The organism is Myxococcus sp. MxC21-1 (assembly GCF_032612255.1).
Classification (GTDB): Bacteria; Myxococcota; Myxococcia; order Myxococcales; family Myxococcaceae; genus Myxococcus; species Myxococcus virescens.
In genome coordinates this window covers 3,093,110-3,116,871 of the sequence record NZ_CP123278.1, presented here as the reverse complement: position 1 = coordinate 3,116,871, position 23,762 = coordinate 3,093,110, and the positions used below count along the sequence as shown (strand labels likewise).

Annotated in this window: 21 protein-coding genes and 1 pseudogene; 8 read left to right on the top strand and 14 right to left on the bottom strand. The window is 69.2% G+C overall.

The annotated features are described in order from the left end of the window. Positions 1-55: 55 nt before the first annotated feature. The 6 genes from QEG98_RS14485 to QEG98_RS14460 all read right to left on the bottom strand — a co-directional run bounded on the left by QEG98_RS14485 (position 56) and on the right by QEG98_RS14460 (position 4,810). Positions 56-961, bottom strand: a complete 906-nt coding sequence (locus tag QEG98_RS14485) for a TIGR02757 family protein (RefSeq protein WP_316567112.1) — start codon at positions 959-961, stop codon at positions 56-58. A 174-nt stretch (positions 962-1,135) separates the two neighbouring features. Then, complete coding sequence (locus QEG98_RS14480; protein ID WP_090488926.1) at positions 1,136-1,492, bottom strand: GatB/YqeY domain-containing protein; 357 nt, start codon at positions 1,490-1,492, stop codon at positions 1,136-1,138. A 106-nt stretch (positions 1,493-1,598) separates the two neighbouring features. Then, positions 1,599-3,641, bottom strand: a complete 2,043-nt coding sequence (locus QEG98_RS14475) for a M20/M25/M40 family metallo-hydrolase (RefSeq protein WP_316567111.1) — start codon at positions 3,639-3,641, stop codon at positions 1,599-1,601. Positions 3,642-3,806: 165 nt separating this feature from the next. Further along, on the bottom strand, positions 3,807-4,274 hold the full coding sequence (locus QEG98_RS14470; RefSeq protein WP_090488930.1) for a molybdenum cofactor biosynthesis protein B: 468 nt from the start codon (positions 4,272-4,274) through the stop codon (positions 3,807-3,809). Beyond that, entirely contained in the window at positions 4,250-4,426 is a 177-nt protein-coding gene (locus QEG98_RS14465; RefSeq protein WP_316568093.1) for a hypothetical protein, read from the bottom strand. Before QEG98_RS14465 ends, QEG98_RS14470 begins: the two co-directional genes overlap by 25 nt. Before the next feature lie 66 nt (positions 4,427-4,492). After that, positions 4,493-4,810, bottom strand: coding sequence for a Rieske (2Fe-2S) protein (locus QEG98_RS14460; protein ID WP_090488932.1), 318 nt, complete (start codon positions 4,808-4,810; stop codon positions 4,493-4,495). Positions 4,811-4,888: 78 nt separating this feature from the next. Here QEG98_RS14460 and polX point away from each other — a divergent pair. From polX to QEG98_RS14440, 4 genes and pseudogenes are all read left to right on the top strand, one after another. Further along, positions 4,889-6,632, top strand: a pseudogene (polX, locus tag QEG98_RS14455) (DNA polymerase/3'-5' exonuclease PolX). 19 nt (positions 6,633-6,651) lie between these two features. Further along, a complete protein-coding gene (locus QEG98_RS14450; protein ID WP_316567110.1) occupies positions 6,652-7,272 on the top strand; it encodes a serine protease in 621 nt (206 codons plus the stop codon). Continuing rightward, positions 7,269-7,988 carry a myxosortase MrtX gene (gene mrtX, locus QEG98_RS14445; protein WP_090488938.1) on the top strand — a complete coding sequence of 240 codons (720 nt, stop codon included), beginning with the start codon at positions 7,269-7,271 and terminating at the stop codon, positions 7,986-7,988. The genes QEG98_RS14450 and mrtX overlap by 4 nt, the downstream gene beginning before the upstream one ends. A 227-nt stretch (positions 7,989-8,215) precedes the next feature. Beyond that, positions 8,216-10,411 carry a M4 family metallopeptidase gene (locus QEG98_RS14440; RefSeq protein ID WP_316567109.1) on the top strand — a complete coding sequence of 732 codons (2,196 nt, stop codon included), beginning with the start codon at positions 8,216-8,218 and terminating at the stop codon, positions 10,409-10,411. 88 nt (positions 10,412-10,499) lie between these two features. Here QEG98_RS14440 and QEG98_RS14435 read toward each other — a convergent pair whose 3' ends face one another. From QEG98_RS14435 to QEG98_RS14405, 7 genes are all read right to left on the bottom strand, one after another. Continuing rightward, positions 10,500-10,829: a DUF1330 domain-containing protein gene (locus QEG98_RS14435; RefSeq protein WP_090488942.1), complete on the bottom strand. Its 330-nt coding sequence runs from the start codon at positions 10,827-10,829 to the stop codon at positions 10,500-10,502. Between the two features lie 19 nt (positions 10,830-10,848). Then, entirely contained in the window at positions 10,849-11,094 is a 246-nt protein-coding gene (locus QEG98_RS14430) for an AgmX/PglI C-terminal domain-containing protein (RefSeq protein ID WP_316567891.1), read from the bottom strand. Then, positions 11,007-11,927 (bottom strand): hypothetical protein, encoded by a 921-nt coding sequence (locus tag QEG98_RS14425; protein ID WP_316567108.1) that lies wholly within the window; start codon positions 11,925-11,927, stop codon positions 11,007-11,009. Before QEG98_RS14425 ends, QEG98_RS14430 begins: the two co-directional genes overlap by 88 nt. A 194-nt stretch (positions 11,928-12,121) precedes the next feature. After that, a complete protein-coding gene (locus QEG98_RS14420; RefSeq protein ID WP_316567107.1) occupies positions 12,122-12,775 on the bottom strand; it encodes a DUF4339 domain-containing protein in 654 nt (217 codons plus the stop codon). 309 nt (positions 12,776-13,084) lie between these two features. Next, positions 13,085-13,753: an ATP-binding protein gene (locus QEG98_RS14415; RefSeq protein WP_316567106.1), complete on the bottom strand. Its 669-nt coding sequence runs from the start codon at positions 13,751-13,753 to the stop codon at positions 13,085-13,087. Next, on the bottom strand, positions 13,750-14,001 hold the full coding sequence (locus QEG98_RS14410) for a hypothetical protein (protein ID WP_316567105.1): 252 nt from the start codon (positions 13,999-14,001) through the stop codon (positions 13,750-13,752). The genes QEG98_RS14415 and QEG98_RS14410 overlap by 4 nt, the downstream gene beginning before the upstream one ends. A gap of 465 nt (positions 14,002-14,466) precedes the next feature. After that, complete coding sequence (locus tag QEG98_RS14405; protein ID WP_316567104.1) at positions 14,467-15,300, bottom strand: class II glutamine amidotransferase; 834 nt, start codon at positions 15,298-15,300, stop codon at positions 14,467-14,469. Positions 15,301-15,505: 205 nt separating this feature from the next. Here QEG98_RS14405 and dnaK point away from each other — a divergent pair, with 205 nt between their 5' ends. The 3 genes from dnaK (at position 15,506) to QEG98_RS14390 (ending at position 20,419) form a co-directional block, all read left to right on the top strand. Beyond that, positions 15,506-17,113, top strand: coding sequence for a molecular chaperone DnaK (gene dnaK / locus QEG98_RS14400; RefSeq protein WP_011552814.1), 1,608 nt, complete (start codon positions 15,506-15,508; stop codon positions 17,111-17,113). A 1,741-nt stretch (positions 17,114-18,854) separates the two neighbouring features. Continuing rightward, complete coding sequence (locus QEG98_RS14395; protein WP_316567103.1) at positions 18,855-19,649, top strand: J domain-containing protein; 795 nt, start codon at positions 18,855-18,857, stop codon at positions 19,647-19,649. A 14-nt stretch (positions 19,650-19,663) separates the two neighbouring features. Further along, the gene (locus tag QEG98_RS14390; protein WP_090488954.1) at positions 19,664-20,419 is read left to right on the top strand and encodes a CvpA family protein; all 756 of its coding nucleotides are present in this window, start codon (positions 19,664-19,666) and stop codon (positions 20,417-20,419) included. A 1-nt stretch (position 20,420) separates the two neighbouring features. On the opposite strand, the gene clpX is transcribed toward QEG98_RS14390, so the two are convergent. Then, on the bottom strand, positions 20,421-21,491 hold the full coding sequence (gene clpX / locus QEG98_RS14385; protein WP_316567102.1) for an ATP-dependent Clp protease ATP-binding subunit ClpX: 1,071 nt from the start codon (positions 21,489-21,491) through the stop codon (positions 20,421-20,423). A 238-nt stretch (positions 21,492-21,729) separates the two neighbouring features. Between clpX and speA the strand changes: the two genes are divergently transcribed. After that, positions 21,730-23,760: a biosynthetic arginine decarboxylase gene (gene speA, locus QEG98_RS14380; RefSeq protein WP_186817810.1), complete on the top strand. Its 2,031-nt coding sequence runs from the start codon at positions 21,730-21,732 to the stop codon at positions 23,758-23,760. Positions 23,761-23,762: the final 2 nt, after the last annotated feature.

The window sequence follows — 23,762 nt, the reverse complement described above, 5'->3', positions numbered from 1 at the left end:
TCCGCGCGCAGGAGCCGAAGCCACATGCCCATTGCAGCGCCCGGGCGCTCCACGGTCAACGTCGTCGCGTCGCCGACAGTTCTCTGCGCTTCCGAGCGGTGGCTCCTTGGACCCGGCGGGTCGCCGTCGCCACCACCTGTGGCCCCACGGCGCACACCGGCAGCAGCGGGCAGCGACCGCAATTCTCCGGCACGGGTTGGGCGGGGCAGGCCCCACTCATGCCGTAGTGACACAGTGCGAAGTCGTAACGGACAGGGTCGGCCGGGTCCAACACGCGCAACGCGGCTGTCACCTCCTCCGCCGTGCGCCACGTCAAATCATTGCGGTGAGTCAGTCCCAGGTGCCGCGAGATGCGACCAATGTGGGTGTCCAAAGGAATCAGGAGCGCGGAAGGTGGCACGCGCTTCCAGATGCCGAAGTCCACGGTGTCCGGGCCCCGCACCATCCACCTGAGGTAGAGGTTGAGGCGCTTGGCCGCTCCCCCACCCAGCGGCGAGGGCAGCAGGTGATGCAGGCCGCGCTCCGGCCCCAGGGCCTTTCGCAAGGCGTCCATGGGGATGGCACGCAGGCCCGTCGTGAAGTGGTCCAACGCGCCGTGCAGGGTGTCACGCGACTGGAGCCCCTGGAGGAACAGCGCCTCCAGGCTGCCCAGCTCCCGCAGCACACGCCCCATGCCCAGCAGGAGCACCGCCACGTCCGTGCCCACATTGAAGCGATACACGAAGCCTTCGAGCAGCGCCCGCGCACCCTCCACGTCGAGGGCCATGACGAAGGCGGCGGGAGACGGCCCCATCCGGCGCAGCAGCGCGTCCACCTTGGGACGGAACAGGTCCGCGCGGCCGTACGCCAACCCGGCCGCCAGCAGCGCGCTGACCTCGATGTCTCGGGGGTCCTGGTAGCGGTGCGGGAACTCCACCGGATCGAAGGCAATGCGGGCGCGAGAGTCGGTGGACGTCAGCACGGCCTCCAGCCGTGGCCGGAGGTGCTCGGCGGCTCGAGGCGAGAGTCCAGCAACCAGGGCAGTGCGTCTCTTCGAGCGCGGTGTCACGTCAGGCGGTCCCACATGGTCCAGGAACGGCAAGCGGCCCGCCCGTCTTCCCGATACCCGCCGCAGGCATTCGTGCGCCTTCGCGCCTCATAGCGCCAGGAGCACATCCAGCTGGGCCTTCACGGCACTCGCCTCGTCCTGCTTGCCGAGCTTCTCGTAGAGGGCCACCGCGTCACGCCGCTCTTGAAGCTCGCGGTCGATGACGGCCTGCACGGCCTCCGGAGTCAAGGCCAGCCGGGGCACTTCGCCATGCCCCACCCCACCAGCGCTTCCGGCGAACACCTCACCCACGGCGGTGGGCGCCACGCGCATGTCCGGTGCTTCCGCGTTGTCGATGGCCGCGAGCAGTTCGCGAAGCACCGCTGAAGCCTGCGAGCTCCGCGAGCGCATGGCCTCCTTCAATGCGGCACGCAGCGCCGCCTTCCACTCATCCACGGTTCGCATGCGCGCACCCTATCGACGCGCTTGGGGCGACTCAAGGTGCGCGCGCCGTCAGAGGTCCCCAGGCCCGGACAGCGACGAAGCCTGAGGACCCGACGCACCGGGAGCGTCAGCGCAGCAACGCGGACGGCTGCGCGGCGAAGATGAGGTCGTCGTGGTCGTTGTAGTTGCCGTCCACGCAAGGCGCCGTGCTCCCGCGGTTGCGGAAGACCGCTCGCACGGCCTGGGCGGCGGTGCCCTCCGGCAGCGTGTAGGTGGCGGACAGCGTGTGGAGGCCCTTGGACGGAACGGGCATCGTGGTGATGAGCTGCCAGACAGGGTTGTTGGCGTCGGCCGCGTAGAACAGGTCCAGCTTGTCGTTGAGCTTGTTGTAGGCGAAGACCGTTGCATCGACGCGCACCAGCTTGCCCGGCGCGAAGTTCGTCCCGTCCAGCGTGGACACCACGATGCGCTCGTTCGACTGGTCCACCAGGTGCGCGCCCGACAAGCCGTCCTTGCAGGAGTTCTTGATGGTGTTCGGCGCGTTCATCTCGGGCCCGACGTAGCCGCCGCGGCCATTGAGCAGCGTGCCGGAATCACACGCATTGGAGGCCGAGGCACACCGCGGCGCCCCCAGGACTGAATCGAATCCAGCCGTACTGGTCGCATTGCTCACCGTCACGGACACCCCGCCGCTGGTCGCCGCGACGCCCACGAGGTCGACCGCCCGCGCCGTCACGGTGTGGCTGCCATTGGGCACCGCGGCCGTGTCCCAGTCGAACGCGTACGGCGCCGTGGTGTCCGTCGCCTTCAGTTCGCCGTCCACGAAGAACTCCACGCGGTTCACACCGGAAGCATCCGTGGCCGAGGCGGTGACCGTCGTGATTCCAGTCACCGTGCTGCCGGCGGCGGGGGCGGTGATGGCGACCTCCGGCGGCGTCTCGTCAATCGTCACCCCACCCTTCGCCAGCTCCGCCACATACGCGGCGGCCAGCTTCGCGAACTTGAGCGCGTGACGGGCATCGCCCCCGCTGTTGTGGAGCGTGTCATTGACGGAGTGGATGTACGGGTTGGACGCGCTCAGCGGCGCCTCGAAGGGCATCGAGGCCGCGAAGCCCGCGCTCGTCCACGACGCATGGTCCGAGCACGCGTAGCCACACATCGTCGTGGTCCATTCGAGTTCGGGCTGATACGTGTCCATGAGGTTGGTGACGAACGTGTTCTGCGCCGCGTTCGTCCGGTCGCTCACCAGGGCCACGTCGATGTTCGACCGCAGGTTGTAGTTCGTCATGTCGAGTTGGAGCACGCCCACCACGTCGACTCCATCCGCCGCGTACTTGGTGGCGATTGCCGAAGAGCCGCGCAGGCCCACTTCCTCGGCCGCGTAGGCCATGAACTTCACGGTGCGCTCCGGGCGGTAGTTCTGGAGCATGGCCACGCGAATCACCTCGGTGAGCGTGGCGATTCCCGATGCATCGTCGTCCGCGCCGGGAGCCGTGCTGCCGTTGCTGGTGGAGTCCAGGTGGCCACCGAGCACGACGACCTCTTCCGACATGGTGGTGCCGGTAATCGTCAAGATGACGGAGGGCTGCGCCCACGAGGCGTGGTTGAAGAATTCGACGGTGACGTCGGAGCGCGTCGCCGGAACCAGCGACTCCCAGTAGCCCTTCAGCCAGTTGGCGGACGCAACGCCCGTCGTCGACGTGTAGTAACGCGTCGCATAGCTGGACAGGTGGTCGATGACCCCTCGGATGGAGAGCTCCTGAACCCCCGCTTGCAACGCGTTGACCGTTGACGCGTTGTCGAGGCTGTACGTGACGGCCGTGGCCTTGGCGGCCTTCGCCGCGACCGACGGGTCCAGGGCGGCGAGCGCGGCCGCTTCGGTGTCGTGGTAGATGAAGCCACCGCAGCGGTTGAGCTTCTCGTGCATCATCCGCGAGATGAGGTTGAGCTGGGACTCACGCACGCGCAGCGCGGTGACGTCCGCCTTCTGCCCTCTCATCGATGGCGCCGCATGTCCGGCGCTGGCGAAAGCGGCGTTGACGTGCTCGAGGGCATCCGAGCCGAGGGTGATCCACACCTCGCGGTCGGGAGCCTTCGTCGGGGGCGCCTTCGCGAACGCCGAGACACTACAGAGCACCAGGAGGACTGAAGCGAGGCGCTTCATGGACATACGTTTCTCCACTGCCAGGCGGGGACGTGCGGTTGAGATGGCAGGGAGAGAAATCCCCGCCTTCACCGTCAACTTACACTTCCGGCGAAAACAGGGGACACTGCTCGCGACAAAACACGCCGGCCTCAGCCATTCTCATGGATTGAGACAAGCGCGAAGCGGACGCTATCGCGACAGCTCACGGACGGCGTGGCCCAGCTCAGGGAGGATGAGCGCCTCCAGCGCGAGCCGTACGGCCTTGGGCGAGCCCGGCAGCGCGAAGAGAATCATCCCCTGGTAGGTGCCCGCCGTGGCGCGGGACATCATCGCCGCGCTCCCCACCTGTCGGTAGGACAGCATCCGGAAGAGTTCACCAAACCCTGGCAGTTCCTTCTCGAACAGCGGACGCAGCGTCTCCACCGTGCAGTCGCGCCGGCCAATCCCGGTGCCTCCGGTGAACAACACGGCCCGGGCCCCCGCCTCGCGCGCGGCTTCCAGCGCGCCGCGAATGGCTTCCGGGTCATCCTTCACCACGAGGGTGCCAGCAATGCCGTGGCCCGCCGCCTCCAGGCCCTCGCGCAGGACCCGGCCACTGTCATCGCGCGCCGCGTCGCGGCTGTCCGAGCACGTCACGATGAAGGTGCTGACATGCACCGGCGCTCGCGCCTTGTGCTCCTCCGCCGGGCCGTGGTCGTGGCCGTGCGGGTGGTGATGATGGTGGTCGTGGTGAGGATGCGTGTGGTCGTGGTCATGACCGTGGTGCCCATGAGGCCCGTGGTCATGATGATGGTGCCCGTGAGGCCCATGGTCGTGGTCGTGGTCGTGGTCGTGGTCGTGTGCCATGACAGGTACTCCGGAGTGCGAGAGGGGCTTCAGGGCGTGTCGGGCCAATCGATGACGAGCGTGCCGTCCTCGACCGCGACCTGCACCGTCGGCTGGTCGTCACAGACCCCCGGCGAGGTCGCGTTGCGCCCGGTGTCCATGTCGAAACCGACCTCATGACACGGGCAGACGACCATGTTGTCCTCGATGCGACCGCCGGACAGCAGACACCCGGCGTGGTTGCACCAGTCATCCAGGCCCTTGTAGCGCCCGTGGATCTTCGCGATACACACGTTGCGCTTGCCGACCTCGTAGCCCCGCATTTCCCTCTCGGCGAAGTCCGCCGGTCCCAGCTTGATCTTCGTCATCGCGGCCCCTTTTCCCACAACGCGGGACTGGCTGCACTCCCGATGCCCGGGCATTACCTTCTCCCCGTGACTCCCGACGTGACCATCCCCACTGCTGTCGACAAGGCCACCGTCGCCCAGGTCCTCCGTGACATCTCCCTCCTGCTCCAGCTCCAGGGCGAAAGCGGGTTCCGCGTCCGCGCCTATGACATGGCGGCGGACCGCATCGCCGGGCTGCCCCAGGAACTGGGCCCCCTGGTCGCGGAAGGCCGGCTGGAGAGCCTCCCAGGCATCGGCCGCGCGCTCGCCGAGAAGATCTCCGAGCTGGTGTCCACCGGCCGGCTCGGCTACCTGGAGGAGCTGCGGGCGCAGTTTCCTCCCGGGCTGCTGGAGCTGACGCAGCTGCCCGACGTGGGGCCGAAGAAGGTGGCCACGCTCTGGCGCGAGCTCCAGGTGAGCAGCATCGAGGAGCTGGAACGGGCCTGCCGTGAGGGCCGCGTGCGGCAGGTCCGCGGCTTCGGCGCGAAGAGCGAAGCGAAGATGCTGGAAGGCATCGCCCTGTACCGCCGCGCGCGCGGCGAGCGCAAGCTGCTGGGCGAGGTGCTGCCGGTGGCCACGGCGCTGCTGGAGCGGGTGAAGGCCGCGCCGGGCGTGGTGCGCGCCAGCCTGGGCGGCAGCGTGCGCCGGCAGGCGGAGACCGTGGCGGACGTGGACATCATCGCCTCCGCGCCGGAGGCTGAACCGGTGCTGGATGCCCTGGCGAACGCCCCCGGCGTGGCCACGGTGCTGGGCAAGGGCGAAAGCAAATGCTCCGTGCGGTTGGAGGCCGGAGACCTCCAGGTGGACCTGCGCGTGCTCCCCGACGAGGACTTCGCCACCGCCCTGCACCACTTCACCGGCTCCAAGGCGCACCACATTCGCCTGCGGAACCTGGGGCAGGAGCGCGGCCTCAAGATTTCCGAATGGGGCGTCCACCGGGACGACGGCACCAAGGTGCCCGTGACGGAGGAGTCCGGGCTCTACGCCCTGCTGGACATGCAGTACGTGCCCCCCGAGCTGCGGGAGGACAACGGCGAGGTGGAGGCCGCACGCGCGGGACAGCTTCCCCAGGACCTGCTCACGTTGGAGGACGTCCAGGGCGCGGTCCATGCGCACAGCACCTGGTCCGACGGGCGCAACAGCCTGGAGGAGATGGCGCTCGCGGCGCGGGCGCTGGGCCTGAAGTACCTGACCATCACCGAGCACAGCGAGGCAGCCATCTACGCAGGCGGCCTGAAGGTGGATGACCTCAAGCGCCAGTGGGAGGAGATCGACCGCATCAACGCGGCCGTCTCCGGCGTGCGGCTGCTCAAGGGCATCGAGGTCGACATCCTGGAGTCCGGCGCGCTCGACTACGCCGACAGCGTCCTGGAGCAGCTCGAGGTCGTCATCGGCTCCATCCACGTCCGGCACGGCATGGACGAGGACCAGATGACGCGCCGGCTGCTGGCCGCGATGGACAACCCCTGCCTCCAGATTCTGGGGCACCCCACCGGCCGGCTCATCAACAGCCGGGAGCCCTACCCCGTCCGCATGGACGAGGTCCTGGAGCGGGCCGCCGAACGCGGCGTGGCCGTGGAGGTCAACGGCAAGCCCGCGCGCCTGGACATCAAGGCCGAATATGTCCGGCAGGCCGTGAAGCAGGGCGTCCGCCTGGTGGTGAGCTGCGACGCGCACCAGAAGGAGGACCTGAGGAACCGGCCTTCGCGGTGGCCACCGCGCGCCGGGGCTGGGCCCGGAAGGGGACGTGCTCAACACGCTCCCGGCGGACCGCTTCGTCACCGCGCTGCGCGAGCGCCGGTGATAGGCTGCGGCACCCGCCGATGTCCCGCCTGCCGCCGCTGCTCCTCCTCTGCGTCCTCCCCTTCGCCTCCGCCGCAGCGGAGGCCGACAAGCCCTCGCGCGCCGACCTCCAACGGGTGCTGGAGCGACACGGGCGCTCGGTGGTGCACGTCAAGGGGCCTCGGAACGCGGGACCCGGCGTCTTCGTGGGGTCCGCGGGGCAGATCCTCACGTCCGTCACTCCCGTGGGAGCCCGCTTCACCGGCCTGAATGCCGCCACGGTGGAGCACGACGGAAAGACGCTGCCCGCCCGCGTGGTGATGGCCAGCCAGGAACTCCAGGTGGCGGTGCTCGCCGCTCCGGATGGCGCGTACCCGGCGGCGCCCGTGAAGGTGCTTCGGGACGGCGACAGCCTTGACGGCCGCTGGCTGGTGGGCGTCCTCCCCGCCAAGAAGGGCCAGCCCGCGCGCCCCGTGCCGGCGCGAGCCCGGGCGACCCAGGCCCCCTTCTATGACGTCCCCCTGGCCCTGCCCGCGGGCAGCCCCGTCTTCGACGCGGAGGGGCGGCTGGTGGCGGTGGTGGTGAAGAAGCACCGTCGCGGCTGCCGGGTGCTTCCGCTGAGCGCCGTGAAGGTGGAGCTGGCGTCGGTGGACCTGCCATGACCCAGGCCGTGACGACGCCCTGGCGACCGAACGCCGTGCAGGAAGCGGTGGGATTGTGGGCGGTGGGCTTCCTGTCCATCGTCGCCGCGTTCCTCCTGTTTGGCGGCACCAGCATCCCCAAGCTGGTCGCGACCGTGGGCTTCCTCTACCTGCCGCTCATCCCCATGCGCTGGCGGGACGAGGACTACGGGGACTACGGCCTGTCGCTGCGCGCGTGGCGCGAGGACCTGCGCCTGTTCCTGCTGCTGTCCGCGGTGGTGGGTCCCCTCTTCTTCCTGGGTTTCGCCGCGTTCGTGGAGGTGCTCCCCCACCTGCCCCCGGCGCTGGCCAAGCACCTCACTCCGCTGATGGGCGAGGCCCGCTTCCAGCCCCGCCTGCCCCCGCGCTTCGGCGAGTGGTTCATCGACCAGCTCTTCGTCGTCGCGCTGCCGGAGGAGTTCTTCTACCGGGGCTACCTCCAGACGCGGCTGCGCGACGCCTGGCCCCAGGGCCGCAAGTTCCTGGGGGGCCGGCTGGGCCCCGCCTTCTGGCTGACGGCGCTGCTGTTCGCCCTGGGCCACCTGGCCATCTTCCAGGCGTGGCGGCTGTCCGTGTTCTTCCCAGCGCTGATCTTCGGCTGGATGCGGGAGCGCACCGGCACCGTCATCGGCGCCGCCCTGTTTCACGCGGCTTGCAACCTCTATGTGCGGTTTCTCGAGGTTTCTTTTTTCGGCTGATTTCTGCCGAGTTTCGCCGCGCCTCCCACTCCGTGCAGCAGCACCGAGCACACCACCCGTGAAAAACGGGCGAATTTACGCGTCCGTAACCTGATTTCAACGGAACCGCGACAGGGTTTTACTTGCCTTTCGAGAATCGCTTATTGCTTTGAAAATATTGCAAGAAACTCTGCGCCACACTGCGGCGATAACTCTTCAACCCCCTTGCACTGAGTTCGAGACCCCCAATGACGATTCGCCGCACCGAAGGTCCGAAGCCCACGATTCGCTCCACTGCTGCTTCCGAGGCTCAGTCGAAGACGGCCGCCAAGCCCGCGACCATCGCCCCGAACATCATCAAGGACGGGTTCGGCCCCGCGGCCAAGACGTCGGACCTGGCGCGCGCGGAGAAGACGCTGAAGCCGCTGCCGCCTCCCGTGGGCCGGCTCTCCCTGGACAGCCGCGAGGCGCAGACCGCCATCCAGACGTCGCTGGCGCACCTGGCCCCCTCCACCCAGACCTCCATCCGCAACCCCGGCATCATCGGCGGCGTGCAGTTCCCGGCGTACACGCCGAAGAGCGTGGAGCGTGACTCGCTGGGCATGACGCACGTGCGTCTGGACCGCCAGCACGAGGGCGTGAAGGTCTTCGGCGAGCAGGTCGTCACGCACCTCGACGCCGACGGCAAGGTCAAGAGCACCACCGGCGACCAGTCTGAGATCCCGGCCGGCCTGGGCAAGGAGAAGCCCAAGGTGTCGCACAGCCAGGCGCTGGACATCGCGATGAAGGCGTTCGACGGCAAGCCGGACCGCCAGCCGAACTCCGAGCGCGTCATCTACAAGGACATCTCCGGTGAGTACCACTCCGCCTACCGGGTGGAAGTCACCAACGTGGATGGCACCGACAATCCGCGCAAGATGAACTACCTGGTGGACGCCAACACCGGGAAGCTCTTCGAGCAGTTCAACACCATTGACGGCTTCGCCCGCCAGCACGGCGCCGCGCACGGCCACAGCCACGCCCACGGCGCGGACCACGCCGACCACGCCCACGGCGCCGACCACGCGCACGGCGCTGCCGCGACGGCTTCCGAGATCAAGGCCTCGGCCACGCCGAAGGCGGAGATCGCCGACCTGGCCACCGTCACGTCGAAGATCAACGTGACCCAGGACGGCACCGTGGACCAGCTGAAGCTGGACCTGGACATCGACCACACGTTCAAGGGCGACCTGTCGGTCACGCTCACCAGCCCCTCCGGCAAGTCGGAGACGGTGCACAACCGCAAGGGTGGCAGCGCGGACCACATCAAGGGCAGCTTCGACCTGAGCGCCTTCGCGGGCGAGTCCGCGAAGGGCGAGTGGACGCTGTCGGTGAAGGACAACGCGCGCCGCGACACGGGCACGCTGAACAGCTGGGGCCTGACCATCACCCCGAAGGCCGTTGAGCCCAACGAGCCCGGTCCCGGCGAGAAGATCGCGGACGACACGTCCATGTACAGCGGCAAGGTCGCGCTGGAAACGAAGAAGCAGGCGGACGGCACGTACACGCTCGAGGACGGCACGCGCGGCAAGGGCGTGGCGACCTACGACGCGATGAACCGCGAGCGCGCCAGCGGCCAGACGCCCATCAAGGACAACAACGACGTCTGGGGCGAGGCCACGGACCCGGAGCGCAACAAGGCCGCGGTGGACGCGCACTACGGCGGCCAGATGATGTACGACTACATGAAGGACATCCTCGGCCGTGACTCCATCGACGGCGCGGGTGAGAAGCTGGTGTCCTACGTCCACGTCAGCAACAACTACGTGAACGCGTACTGGGACGGCGAGAAGATGAGCTACGGCGATGGCGACGGCCGCAACTCCGGTCCGCTCACCGCGCTGGACATCGCGGGCCATGAGATTGCCCACGGCCTCACCGAGCGCACCGCCGGCCTCATCTACCGCGGCGAGTCCGGTGGTCTGAACGAGGCGATGAGCGACATCATGGGCGCTGGCCTCGAGTGGTACGCGTCCCAGAAGAACCCCGACGTGAAGTTCAACTGGACGGTGGGCGAGACGGCCTGGACGCCGAAGGACGGCGACCCCACCGACGGCCTGCGCTACATGGACGATCCGACGAAGGACAACTACTCGGTCGACAACTACAAGAACTACCCGAAGCAGACCGAGGTGCACGGCTCCAGCGGCATCGCGAACAACGCCTTCTACCTGCTGGCCAACGGCGGAACCAACCGCACGTCCGGCATCGAGGTGAAGGACGCCATCGGCATGGAGAAGGGCCTGAAGATCTACTACCGCGCCCTGGCCCACTACATGACGCCGAGCACCACGTTCGCCCAGGCCCGCACCGCGACCATCAACGCGGCCACGGACCTCTACGGCGCGGACTCCGTGGAAGTGGCGAAGGTCAAGGAGAGCTGGACCGCCGTCGGCGTGAACTAGTCCTCCCGCTTCACTGAAGCCCCCCGAGCCCGGCCCGGCCCGCGACACACCGCGGACTGGCGCCGGGCTTCGGCTTTCCAGCGGCCGCTCAGGCCGGCGACTCCCCTATTTCGGTGACGGGCGTCGTGGCCGGCACGCCCTCCACCAGCAACATGATGGAGTGCGCGCTTTCGTGACGGAGCGCCTTGGCGGCGGCGTATTCCGGGGATGCCCACCAGGCCCTGGCGAGCTCCACGCTGGGGAACTCCAGCAGGACGAAGCGCGGGGGCTGCCAGGTGCCTTCCAGGGCCTGGGTGGGGCCCCCCTTGACGAGGTAGCGGCCCCCGTAGGGCTTGAGCGACGGAGGCGCGAGCTGCTTGTACCGCTCGTAGGTCTGCGCGTCGTGCACCGAGACCTCGACCAGGACGTAAGCAGGCATGGGCGCTCCTCGCGGCGGCTCAGAACTCGTATCGGAAGACGACGGGCGCTCCCTGCGTTCGATGCCTGGGGAACGTCCAGGCGCCTATCTTCTGCTGCATGCAACGCACGAGCGACGTGCCTCGCAGCCACGGCGTCTCGGTGGTGATGGACTCCACCTTCCCGCTCGGAAGGACGCTCAAGCGCAGGACTGCCCGGTCCCCCTCCCGCGGCGGCGCGGACTGCTCCCGGGCACACGCCGCGAGCTCCGAACGCCGGGCATGCACCACCGCGAAGACGGTGGCCGGTCGAGCGACTCGCGCGGCGCCGTCGGGTCGGGCGGAACATAGACGGTCGGCTTGTGGTGCTTGGTGGCGTTGGGCCCTGGGCCGGAGAGCATGCGGTCGAAGTCCGCGTCGGGCCCCAGGTCGTCCTCCGAGCTGCCAGCCGTCGCGGCTTCGGCCACCGTCGTGGCGGGCCGCCTGGCGGGCTCCGGCTCCGGAGCAGGCGCCACGGAGTGCTTCCCGATGACGAAGGCCACGGCGACGTCTCGCGAGGAGAGGCTGCCCGTGGGCCGCTCGAAGACGCGCTCTTCCGGTGACGGCCGTCCGCCGCCGGTCGCGGCGCGCGCCGTGCTCTCCGTGCCGGTCAGCTCCGGCACGCGGCCTCCGCGCTCGACCGAGGCGGCCGAGAGCGAGGGCGTCGATGGGCGTGTGGGCTCCTGCACCGGGCTCGGGTCGCGCGCGCTCTCCGCGGCCGACGTCGCGACGCCCGCGCCGCGGAAGCCAGGGCCCGCGCTGCCCGTGCCGCCCGCTGACGTGGAGGTACCCGTTGCCGCGCCGCCCTGGCTCGCGGCCACGACCGCGTCCGGCGTGGGCGCGGCGGCCACCGGCTGTTCGGCGGGCGGCGGCGCACCGGGGCCACGCGTCGTGTCCACGGCCTCACCGGGGCTCGCGGCACCACGGCCGCCCCCAACACCCAGGACGCTCAGCGCCAGGGCCACCGACACCCCGCCGATGGCGCCACCCGCCAGGATGAAACCCAGCCGGCGCTTGCGACGCGCGCGTTCCTCAGGGGACGGCGACGCGAGCACCGCGTGGGTTCCCACGGGCTCCGCCACGGGCATCGGGTCCGACGCCGGGGCTCCGTACGCGGAGAAGTCACTCGCGGCCGGCGCGGTAACAGGTTCCGGTGCGAGCGTCGCGACCACAGCTTCTGGAGCAGGCCCGACGACAACGCCCGCGGCCGGAACCCCTGGGGCCTCCACAGAATGGGGTGCGTCGGACGCCTGCGTCTGCGGCAAGGCGACAGCACTCACCGCGGGAGTGGCCACGACGGCGGCGGGAGCAATGGCCGCGAAGGGGGCACCACCGTGTCTGGTGCGTTCAGGCTCACCCGCTCCGTGGTGGCCTCGGACACGTCCACCGCGCGCGCGGCCTGGGGCATGAAGGCCCCGGACGCTTCCGGTGGAATGGGCGGAGGTCCCGCGGGCACGGCTGGCGGCAGCAGCGCGGAGGCGAGCTCTGGGATGTGCCCCAGGGGCAGCCACTCACTGAACCCCTCGCGCCAGCACAGGGAATCAAAGCCCAGAAAGCCCCGCTCCACGTGGGCCTTCAGGTCCGCGAGGTCGTGAGGACCGTAGGCCGCGCCGCCCGTGACGAAGTACCAGGCATGCTTCACGACAGGCGCGGCTTCCTTCGGCGGCGCCTCCTCCTCGCCCAAGGTGGACGCCCGTGAACGGCCCGCGCCCCGGTGCAGTCGCTCCGACTGCGCGGCCTCGCGGTAGCGCGGCTGCGCGCTGGGCCGGGCACGCAGGCTCTTGTCCGTGCGCAGCTGGCCCACGATGGCGTCCAGCTCTGCATCCGACACGCCGTCCAGCACGGGCGAATCGCCCTCGTCAGGGCGCTCTGGGGCCACCTCCCGGGCGTTTCCCGGGTTGGCGTTGTCTTCCCCTGAGTTGCCGGCCATCGACCCGCTCCTTGATTCCATCCGGTCCCGATTAAGCCGCACCATCAGACCTCACCCAATGGAATGCCACCACGGCGATTCGTCAATGGCGAGCATCTGCGCGGAGGTGGACACAGCCCCCACGTGGGACGGAGCCCTAGCGTAGTTCCCATGCCCCACTTTCGTACAATGTCCCGACTGTGCGGGATGGACACACAGTCGTCGACGCGCCACGCGTGGGAGCGAGAGCAGTGCCCGCACACCTCGCGGCACGTGCCGGCACACCCAATCCCCGGGCGATCAAACGGGAGCGGTGGGCGACCGCGAGCCTCACAGCCACACCTCGAAGTCCACCTGCGTGCCCTTCGGGCCGGTGCGCACATCGAAGCGGTCCGCCAATCGCTTCACGCTCAACAAGCCCAGGCCCATCCCCGTCTTGCTCTGGTACGTCCCCGACAGCACGCGCTCCAGGTCCGGGATGCCTTGCCCGGAGTCCTCGGCGCTGACACGCAGCAGCCGCTTGGGCGCCAGCTGCGGCGCGAGTTGGATGGTGCCGCCTCCGGCATACGAAATCTGGTTGCGCGCCAGCTCACTCACCGCCGTGGCCACCTTCTGGCACTCGTAGCCGCGCCCGCCCAGGGACTCGCACAGCATCCGGGCGGCGAGCCGCGCGTGGCTGGCGTCCGCTTCCGTACGCACCAGATAGGTGGTCGCCCGAACCTCCGCCGAGGCGGAAGTGGCCGTGCCCTCCGGCCCCTCAGAGGGCGCGAGCTGCGCGCGAAGCTGCGCCATCATCTGCGGCCGGCGACAAGGGTCCACGAATTGGCGGGTGGCGAGTTCCAGCGCCTCGATGAGGCGCGACAGGTCCTCCGTGGTCGCCGTGTCCAGGGACAGCCGGAGGGACTCCACGGTGCCTCGCAGCGCCAACCGCGCCGCCGTCTCCGACATGAACTGCTGCAAGACGCGCAACAGCGCCGAGCACACCCAACCACCGCTCACCCTCGCCTCCTTTTCGCCTGGACCACCCGCTTGCGCGCCAGCACCTCGAACCCTCCACCTTCGCGGTTGGCCACCTGGACATCGTCGGTGAGCCGTCGCACCGCGGCCCCGCCTTCGCCCAGGCTGTCTCCGGGCAGCGGGCTCGGACGCCCTTCCCTGCCCGCGAAGAACCGGGATGGGTCCTCCATGCCGGGGCCGCGGTCGCGGGAGCGGATGAAGAGCCACTCCGCCTCGAGCCACAGCTCCACCCAGCCCCGGCCCCCGCGTGGCGCACCAGGTTGGTGGCCAGCTCGCTCACCACCACCGCCACCTCGGCGCTGGCTTGCGCCGTCAGGCCATGCTCACGGGCGTAGCGGCGGCTCAACGCGGCGGCGACCGCCGCATCCGACCTCAAGCGGATCTCGATGCTGAACATCGGCTCAACTTCTGAGAGCATGGGAGACACAAGCACCGAAAATCCAGTGAGCCTTCAACATTTCAATGAAGCATCCTCAATGGAAGCATTTCCCCTCCGGGGATGTAAAGCGGCTCGCAGTCATCCTGGACCCGGAGCGCCCATCTCGGGAAAGCCTGGGTGTGAATGAGGGGTATTCGTGAAGCGCGGTCGGGAGTTCAGCGCTTCATGGCGGGACCGCCGGGACTTCCACGAGGCGGCGCCGAGGTCCGCATCCGATTCGGGAGCGGCCTCCAGGCGCCTGCCTCGCGTACGTCGCTCACGTGCCGGACAGCTCGTGCATCTGCAGATCCGGCCCCACCGCCAGCGTGTGGCCATGAGCCAGCTCCACCCATCCCGTGGTGCGCTTGAGCGCGCTGGCCACCACGACCGTGCGGCGGCGGCGGTGCGCTCCCACCGCGGGCTGCGTATCGGGTGTCGAGGGCGTCACCTCGCACAACTCGCATTCGGCCGCCCCCTCCAGCCGCGTGCAGTACAAGGGATGCTCGCCGTACCGGGTCGCCGCCAGGAGGATGCCGTTGGTGGCCACCAGGTTGAGCGTGGGCGTGCGTGCCACGCCGGCCTGGGCCGCGGCCTGAACCACCTCGCGCGCCGTGTCCGCCAGCACGCGTCCAGCGACCTCGGCCTCCAGCCGTGGATCCTCCGTGCGGCCCAGGTCGCGCAGGCGCCTGAGGAAGACGGCGAACAGCAGCTCCCCTTCGGTTCCACCGCGCACCTGACGCCGCAGGTGGTCCGGCAGCGACGCCAGCAACGGGGCACGAAGCAGCTCGAAGCCCTGTACGCCGCCATGAAGGGCGAACAACCAGCGCCGGGAGCGGAAGGGCTGCGTATTCTCCTCCAGCGACAAGCCCACGGGCAGTTGGCCGGCGTGGAACAGCAGCGCCTCCGACTCATGCGGGGGCACGAGCGAGTCCAGGGACAGTGCCTCGCTACTGGAGAAGCGCCGCAACAGGACCTCCTCCTGGGCGTAGGCTCCCACCCCCACGGCGTTCGCCCTCGGCTCTCCCTGGAGCAGGACCTGGCCTTGGAGGCGGTGCAGCTCACAGCGCAGCAGGTTCGGGTCGGACGTCAGAGCGGCGAGGATGACGGACATGGATGAGTAAACCCCCTTCGCCATGAGAGATAATGGCCTCGGAGCGCCCCCTCAAGCCAGTGGGCGTGCTCCCTTGCACCCTCGCTAAGCCCTTGAAATGGCTGGGCTTTATTGACACGGGAACGTTGACACCCGCTTCTGGGGGTGCCTAACCTCCGTGCCCTTCACCGACGGACCTCTGCTGAAGGTCTTCACCGGAGATGGAATGGCGGACGACATCGCAATCGGCATCGACCTGGGCACGTCATTCTCATGCGTGGCGGTGGTCCAGGACGGCCAGCCCACCGTCATCCCCAATGAGTGGGGAGAGACGACTCACGCCTCCTGCGTCTCGTTCCTCGAGGATGGCTCGGTCCTGGTCGGTAACGCGGCCAAGAAGAACATCATCACCAACCCCGAGCAGACCGTCTATTCCGCCAAGCGCCTCATCGGCCGCTACTACTTCTCCGACGAGGTGAAGAAGGCGCAGGCGGTGATGCCGTACCGCATCGTGGAGGGCGACAACAACTCGGTGCGCATCGCGATGAACGAGCACTCCTATTCGCTCCCGGAGATCAGCGCGCTGGTGCTCAAGGAGTTGAAGGCGGTGGCGGAGACGTACCTGGGCCAGGAGGTGACCAAGGCCGTGGTCACCGTGCCCGCGTACTTCAACGACAACCAGCGCCAGGCCACCAAGGACGCGGGCCGCATCGCCGGCATGGAGGTGCTGCGCATCCTCAACGAGCCCACCGCCGCGGCGCTCGCATACGGCTTCGGGCGCGACGTCAACCAGCGCGTGGTGGTCTACGACCTCGGCGGCGGCACCTTCGACGTCTCCATCCTGGAGATTGGCAAGGACGTCTTCGAGGTGCTGGCCACCGCGGGCGACACGTACCTGGGCGGCGACGACTTCGACGACCGCATCATGACGTGGCTGGCGGATGACTTCCTGGCCCGTACGCGCCTGGACGTGCGGCAGAACAAGTTCTGCCTGCAGATGCTCAAGGAGGCCGCGGAGAAGGCGAAAATCGACGTGGGCCAGACGGGCTCCGCGGAGATTCTCTGCCAGGGCATCTGCCAGGACGCGGACGGCAACGTCATGGACCTGCGTGGGCAGCTCAACCAGGACCAGTTCAACCGCATGGTGATGGACCTGGTGCAGCGCACCTTCAAGGTGTGTGACGAGGCGCTGCAGAGCGCGCGCCTGACGGCCGCCGACATCGACGCGGTCATCCTCGTGGGCGGGCCGACGCGGCTGCCCATCATCCGCAATTCGGTGAAGCACTACTTCCAGAAGGAACCGCTGGAAGGCATCAACCCGGACCAGGTCGTGGCCATGGGCGCGGCGCTCCAGTCGCACGCGCTGCTGGACAGCAAGACGCAGACGTTCCTGGTGGACGTCACGCCGCTGTCGCTGCGCATCGGCACGGTGGGTGGGTACACCGAGAAGATCATCGACAAGAACACGCCGGTTCCCATCGACCGCTCGAAGACGTTCACCACCAGCCGCGACGGCCAGGAGAAGGTGAAGATTCGCGTGTACCAGGGCGAGTCCAACCGCGCCGACGAGTGCGAGATGCTCGGCGAGTTCGAGTTCGCGGGCTTCCGCATCGGCTACCGCGGCGAGGTGAAGATCGAGGTCACCTTCGAAATCAACACGGATGGCCTGGTGCACGTGTCCGCGTGCGACACGGCGACGGGTCAGAAGACGTCGACCTCCATCACCCTGTCCTCCGGCATGAGCGAGGCCGATATCCAGCAGTCCATCCAGGCAAACCGGAACATCCGGCTTGCTGGCCACAACAGCGACGACCTGCCCGCCGCGGCGCAGTAAGGCCGCGACTCGACCACGCCGATGTCCGAGCCTTCAGACCCCAGCGCCGGCAAACCGCCGGGAGCCACGCCCGGGACACCGGCCACGCCCGCCCGGCCCGCAGTCCCGCGCGTGACGGCCGCCGTCCCCGGCCCCGTCGCGCCCGGGACGATTCCGTCGTCGCCCGCCGCCAGCGCGCCGACTCCGCCGCCTAGGCCCCAGGGAACACCTGTCGCACGTCCCACCGGCGTGATGCCCCCGGTGCCGCCCCGGGCCACGACGACGGGGATTCCCACGGTGCGGACAGGCGCTGGAGAGGGTGCGCCTTCCCCGCCTGGACGTGCGACGGCGCCGGGTGCGAGTCCCGCGGCGGCGCCGGCACGTCCGGCGTCGGGTTCGGTGCCGTCCGTGCCGGGTTCGGGGAGTGCGCCGCGAGGCACGCCCACGACGCTGCCTGCGATTCCTGCCGTGGGTGCCGCGACGAGCCCCGCCGCGAGGCAGCCGGCAGGTGGCGCAGTGCCGGGGCAACGCAGTGCTGCTGGAGATGCGCCATCCGCTGCGGTCGCCACGACGCCGGTGCCGCGCCCGGCGGGAGCTGGCACAGGGACCTCGGTGTCCGCGCCGGGTACGGCGGCTGGCGCGAGTGCAACGGGTGCTGACGCTCGGACACCCGTGCCACGTTCGGCGCTCGCGAACCCTGGCGTGCAGGCGCCCACGGCTCCGCAGGGCACCAGCGGAGCTGACGCCCGGACACCCGCGCCTCGCCCGGCCGCCGGAGCAGCGGAGGCTGCCACGCCCGTACCGCGTCCGCCTACCGGTGCAGCGGGAGCCGCCACGCCCGTACCGCGTCCGCTTACCGGTGCAGCGGGAGCCGCCACGCCCGTACCGCGTCCGCTTACCGGTGCAGCGGGAGCCGCCACGCCCGTACCGCGTCCTCCTGCCGATGCAGCGGGGGCCGCTACGCCCGTACCGCGTCCGCCTACCGATGCAGCCGGGGCCGCTACGCCCGTACCGCGTCCGCCTACCGGAGCAGCGGGAGCCGCCCCCTCGTACCGAGCCAGGTGACGGGCGCAGGCGCCAACACACCTGTCCCCCGCGTGCCCCCCGCGGGCACCACCACGCCCGCTTCGCGACCGGCACCGGCCTCCCCCGCCGCTGGCGCGAGTACGCCCGTGCCACGCGTCGCGACGGCTGGCGCCACTGCCACTGGAGCCAACACGTCCGCCCCGCGCCAGGCTCGAGTCCCCATGCGGCGGGAGCACCGACGCCCGCGCCTCGCCCGGCCGGTGGAGGAAACACGCCTCCTCCGCGCCCGGCCGGTGCAGTTCCTCCGGCGCAGCGTCCCACCATGGGCGCAATTCCCGCCGTTGCCCCTGCCATCGCGCCCGTGGGAGCAACAGCGTCGCCAAGCTCGGCGGGTGTCGTTCCCCCCATCGCTCCCGTGGGGGCCTCCGCTCCACTCGCGGGCGCAGTGCCCTCCATCGCCCCCGTGGGCGCGCCGGCTGCGCCCTCATCGACAGGCGTCGTCCCCTCCGTGGCCCCGGTAGCGCCCCGCGCTCCGGCCCAGACGAGGGCTGTCCCGACAGTCGCCCCGGCAATCCCCGCAGCCGCGCCGCAGGCAGGCGCCGTGCCTTCCGCACCGGCGCGCTCCCAAGGAACAGCACCGACGTCGAGGCCGCCTCCCGTACTCGCGTTGGGACAGGTTGTCCCTCCCGTGGCGCCCTCCACGGCCCCACAGCAGAAGCCCGGTGCCCGGCCCACCATGTCCCTCCCAGCGCTGGTGCCCGCCGGCGCCACGCCGCCGCGCCCTCCCCCGTCCGTGGCGCCCGCCGTCCCGGGCATCGCACCGCTGACGCCGGCCCCACGCGCTCCATCCGGCGCGGTGCCCTCGATTCCTTCCGTGGCGCCCATCGTCCCGCCCGTCGCCCCTGCCGCGGCCACGGCGGTCACGCCACCGCCAACGCATGCTGCGTCAACGGACCTGGGCCTGGACATCCAGCAGCTCGCCGACCTGGAATCGCGCTGCGCGAAGCTGGACCAGCTCGACTACTTCGAAGTGCTCATGCTGGAGAGGACCGCCACCCCCGCGGACATCAAGCGCGCCTTCTACCGGGAGAGCCGCACCTACCACCCGGACCGCTTCTTCCACGTGGACTCCAAGGAGCTGAAGGAGCGCATCAACGAGCTCTACAAGCGCGTCACCGAGGCCTACTACGTCCTGCGCGACGACACGAAGCGCAAGAAGTACGTCGTCGACGTGACGGGCCCCGAGCGCGCCCAGAAGCTGCGCTTCACCGAAGCCTCCGAAGCGGAGACCAAGGCCGCCGCCAAGAAGGAGCAGGAAGAGCAGATCGGCACCCACCCCAAGGGACGCCAGTTCTTCCAGCAGGCGCAGAAGGACGCGGACGCCGGCAACTGGTCCGCCGCCGAGCGGAACCTGAAGATGGCGCTCACCTATGAGCCCTCCAACGCCCGCTACAAGGAGCGGCTGGCGGAGGTCCAGAAGCAGTCCCAGGACGAGGCTCGCGACAAGGGCGGCTCGTTCAAGATCCGCTGACGGCGGCGGCGCCCATGGTCATCGACCTCATCATCCTCGGACTGGTGCTGTTCTTCGCCATGATCGGCGCCATCACCGGGGCGTCGCGCCAGGTCGCCAACGTGGTGGGCCTGGCGGTGGGCTACTTCGCCTCGCGCCGCCTGGGTCCCGTGGTGGCCCCACACCTGGCCGAGGCCCTGGGCAGTCCGCTCTTCCTGGGCGCCATCGTGGGCACGGTGCTCCTGTTCATCTGCACGTGGCTCGCTGTGCGCTACGCCCTGGGCGCGCTGCTGCTGCGCATCCTCTCCACCGGTCAGCACCATGAGAACCGGGGCGTGGACCGCTTCCTCGGCTTCGTATTGGGCGGCGCGAAGATGGGCATCATCGCCTGGGTCGTCCTCAGCGCCATCGCCTTCTTCGAACAGCACGTCGTCATCGCGGGCCGCCGCGTGGGCCTGTCCCCGAAGGAGTCGCTCTCCATCGAGGTCGCCCGCCGCTACAACCTCTTCGAGATGACGCAGTTCGCCCCGGTGAAGAACCTGGTGGAGGTCGCCAAGGCCGCCAGTGATCCGAAGCGCGCGGGTCGGCTCCAGGACGACCCGGCCTACAAGGCCCTGCGCAAGGACCCTCGCTTCCAGCGCCTGCTGCAGGACCCGAAGCTGAAGCAGGCCCTGGCGCGAGGAGACACCGCCGCGCTGCTGCGCCACGACGGTGTGCTCCAGCTCATCCAGGACCCGGACGTGGCGGCCCGGCTGGGCGCCGCGGCCCGCGCCTCCGAGCGCGAGCCCTGACTCACACGTCCAGCTGCGTCGAATCCAGCCCCCGCAGCCGCTCTCGCACGAAGCCCGCGTCCACCGTCACCTGGCGCCGCCGCCGCTCGGGCGCCTCGAACATGATGTCCGCCATGACGTGCTCCAGGATGGACCGCAATCCTCGAGCCCCCAGCCCGCGCTCCACGGAATAGCGCACCACCTCGCGCAGGCCCGGGTCGGCGAAGTCCACCTCCAGGTCGTCCATGGACAGCAGCTCGCGGAACTCGCGCACGATGGAGTCCGGCGGCTCGGTGAGCACGCGCATCAGGTCCTCCTCGCCCAGCCGCTCCAACTGCACCACCACCGGCAGGCGGCCGAGGAACTCCGCCAGCATGCCGAAGTCCGTCAGCTGGCGGGTGCTGATGCGCTTCTGGCTGCGCGTCGCCGAGTCTTCCGCGCCAAAGCCCATGGCGCGGCTCCCTTCATCTCCGGAGTCGTGCAAGTCACTGAACGTGCCCGCGCAAATGAAGAGGATGTCGCGCGTGTCCACCTGCACGAAGTCGCTCTTGTTCCAGGCCTGGGTGACGTTGAGGGGCACGTACACCTCGCGGCCCTCCAGCAGCTTCAGCAGCGACTGCTGGACCCCCTCGCCGCCGATGTCGCGGCTGCCCGCGCCGTTGCGGGCGCCCTGGGAGCGGCGGGCAATCTTGTCCACCTCGTCGATGAAGATGATGCCCCGCTGGGTGTCCTCCACGGAGTGGTTCGCCTTGAAGAGGAGGTCGGAGATCATCACCTCCACGTCCTTCCCGTAGTAGCCGGCCTCCGTGTACTCGGTGGCGTCCACGGTGGTGAACGGCACGTGGAGGATGTCCGCCAGATTGCGGGCGATGTGCGTCTTGCCGCTCCCGGTGGGTCCCATCAGCAAGATGTTGGATTTCTTGATGAGCGACGTCCGGCGCAGCCTTCGCGCCAGCAGCCGCTTGAGGTGATTGTGGGCCGCAATGGCCACCGCGCGCTTGGCCCCGTCCTGGCCGATGACGAAGCGATCCAGCCGCTCGTAGATTTCCCGCGGGGTCAGCAGCGCCTCTTCCCTGCGTGCGGACGACTCCATGTACCCTCCCCTTGTTTCCACGCGTCCCTCATGACTCACGGGAAAAGGGTAGGAATTGAATGGAGGGTCGGCCCGCGGGAGGAGGAGCACCGGGCGGCCGCCCCGCCAGCCTGCCTGCCCTCCGCACAAGCGGCTGTTGAATACCGAGGGGCTTTCCGATAGTTCCCGCGCGATTCCTGTGATCGTCCGTTGTTCACGGGAGTCCACCCCATCTACCCCCGGGAGCCTCGAGACGCCGATGCCCGTAAACGCCCCTCCCCACCGCTGGACCCTTGCCGACGCGCACGAGCTGTACGGAATCCGGAACTGGGGCAACCCCTACTTCGGCATCAATGAGAAGGGCCATGTCATCGTCCACCCGGACGGTCCCCAGGCCCCGAACATGGACCTGAAGGAGCTGGTCGACGAAGTGCGCCGCCGGGGCATCGGCCTGCCGCTGCTCATCCGCTTCACGGACGTGCTGCGCCACCGCGTGGTCCACCTGAACGAGGCCTTCCGCAAGGCCATGAACGATCAGGGGTTCAAGGGCGGCTACCGCGGCGTGTACCCCATCAAGGTGAACCAGCACCGCTACGTGGTGGAGACCCTCATCGAGGCGGGCAAGGGCTACAACTACGGGCTGGAGGCCGGCAGCAAGCCGGAGCTGCTCGCGGTGATGGCGCTGCTGGAGAACGAGAACGCGCTCGTCATCTGCAACGGCTACAAGGATGAGGAGTACATCGAGACGGCGCTCTTCTACTCGCGCCTGGGCCGCAACGTCATCCTGGTGGTGGAGAAGCCCAGCGAGCTGCCGCTCATCGCGGAGGTCGCCCGGCGCACGGGCATCGCCCCCCGGCTGGGCATTCGCGTGAAGCTGTCCACGCGCGGCGCCGGCAAGTGGGAGGCCAGCGGCGGCGACCGCTCCAAGTTCGGCCTGACCTCCTCCGAGCTGATGAACTGCATCAGCTTCATGAAGGACGCGGGCCTGCTCAACTCCTTCGAGTTGCTGCACTTCCACCTGGGCAGCCAGATCTCCAACATCCGCAACGTGAAGAACGCGCTGCGTGAGGTGGGCTGCTTCTACGTGGAGGTGGCCCGTCAGGGCGCGCCGCTGAAGTACCTGGACGTGGGCGGCGGCCTGGGCGTGGACTACGACGGCTCCCAGACGAACTTCGCCTCTTCCATGAACTACACCACGGAGGAGTACGCCAACGACGTGGTGTTCGGCGTCATGGAGGCCTGCGACCGGGCCGGCGTGCCGCACCCCACGCTGGTGTCGGAGTCCGGCCGCGCCGTGGTGGCGCACCACGCGGTGCTGGTGGTGGACGTGCTGGGCACCAGTGAGTTCGACCCGGCGCCGGTCCCCGAGAAGGTGGACGAGAAGGCGCCCTCCGTGGTGCGCAACCTCTGGTCCACCTACCGCGAGGTCACCAACAAGAACCTGCTGGAGGCGTGGCACGACGTGCAGGACGCCAAGGAGGAGAGCCTCACCCTCTTCTCGCTGGGCCACCTGTCGCTGGAGCAGCGCGTGGCGGCGGAGAACATCTACTGGGCCACCTGCCACAAGATCATGCGCATCGCGCGTGAGCAGGGCGAGATTCCCGAGGAGCTGGACTCCCTGGAGAAGGCGCTCAACGACACGTACTTCTGCAACTTCTCCGTGTTCCAGTCGCTGCCGGACTCGTGGGCCATCGACCAGCTCTTCCCGATGATGCCCATCCACCGGCTGGCGGAGAAGCCGACGCGCCGCGCGACGCTGGCGGACATCACCTGCGACTCGGACGGGAAGATCGAGCACTTCATCGACAAGCGCGAGGTGAAGGACGCCCTCGAGCTGCACGCGCTCAACGATGACGACTACTACCTGGGCATCTTCATGGTGGGCGCCTACCAGGAGATCCTCGGCGACCTCCACAACCTGTTCGGCGACACGCACGCCGTGCAGGTGTCGCTGGGGCCCAACGGGGGCTACCTCATCGACAATGTGGTGGCCGGCGACACGGTGACGGAGGTGCTCAACTACGTCAGCTACACCAAGGACGACCTGGTGGCGAAGCTGCGCAAGTTCACCGAGGCCGCGCTGCGCCAGGGCCGCATCACCCTGGACGAATCGCGCAACCTGCTGCGCATGTACGAGGATGGCCTGTCCGGCTACACGTACCTGGAGCGCGAGGTGGACGCGAGCTTCGGCAGCAGCGCCAGCCAGCTCCGCCTGGTGCCCACGCCGGACGCCTCGGGCGCCCGGCCCACGACGCCGCCCGCCGGCGCTTCGGGAACGTCGGGCACCTGAGC

Coding starts and splice junctions, on each gene's coding strand:
- QEG98_RS14480 (WP_090488926.1), bottom strand. CDS start 1,492: ATGCGAACCGTGGATGAGTGGAAGGCGGCGCTGCGTGCCGCATTGAAG.
- QEG98_RS14475 (WP_316567111.1), bottom strand. CDS start 3,641: ATGTCCATGAAGCGCCTCGCTTCAGTCCTCCTGGTGCTCTGTAGTGTC.
- QEG98_RS14465 (WP_316568093.1), bottom strand. CDS start 4,426: ATGGGCCTCACGGGCACCATCATCATGACCACGGGCCTCATGGGCACC.
- QEG98_RS14460 (WP_090488932.1), bottom strand. CDS start 4,810: ATGACGAAGATCAAGCTGGGACCGGCGGACTTCGCCGAGAGGGAAATG.
- QEG98_RS14450 (WP_316567110.1), top strand. CDS start 6,652: ATGTCCCGCCTGCCGCCGCTGCTCCTCCTCTGCGTCCTCCCCTTCGCC.
- mrtX (WP_090488938.1), top strand. CDS start 7,269: ATGACCCAGGCCGTGACGACGCCCTGGCGACCGAACGCCGTGCAGGAA.
- QEG98_RS14440 (WP_316567109.1), top strand. CDS start 8,216: ATGACGATTCGCCGCACCGAAGGTCCGAAGCCCACGATTCGCTCCACT.
- QEG98_RS14435 (WP_090488942.1), bottom strand. CDS start 10,829: ATGCCTGCTTACGTCCTGGTCGAGGTCTCGGTGCACGACGCGCAGACC.
- QEG98_RS14420 (WP_316567107.1), bottom strand. CDS start 12,775: ATGGCCGGCAACTCAGGGGAAGACAACGCCAACCCGGGAAACGCCCGG.
- QEG98_RS14405 (WP_316567104.1), bottom strand. CDS start 15,300: ATGTCCGTCATCCTCGCCGCTCTGACGTCCGACCCGAACCTGCTGCGC.
- dnaK (WP_011552814.1), top strand. CDS start 15,506: ATGGCGGACGACATCGCAATCGGCATCGACCTGGGCACGTCATTCTCA.
- QEG98_RS14395 (WP_316567103.1), top strand. CDS start 18,855: ATGTCCCTCCCAGCGCTGGTGCCCGCCGGCGCCACGCCGCCGCGCCCT.
- QEG98_RS14390 (WP_090488954.1), top strand. CDS start 19,664: ATGGTCATCGACCTCATCATCCTCGGACTGGTGCTGTTCTTCGCCATG.
- clpX (WP_316567102.1), bottom strand. CDS start 21,491: ATGGAGTCGTCCGCACGCAGGGAAGAGGCGCTGCTGACCCCGCGGGAA.
- speA (WP_186817810.1), top strand. CDS start 21,730: ATGCCCGTAAACGCCCCTCCCCACCGCTGGACCCTTGCCGACGCGCAC.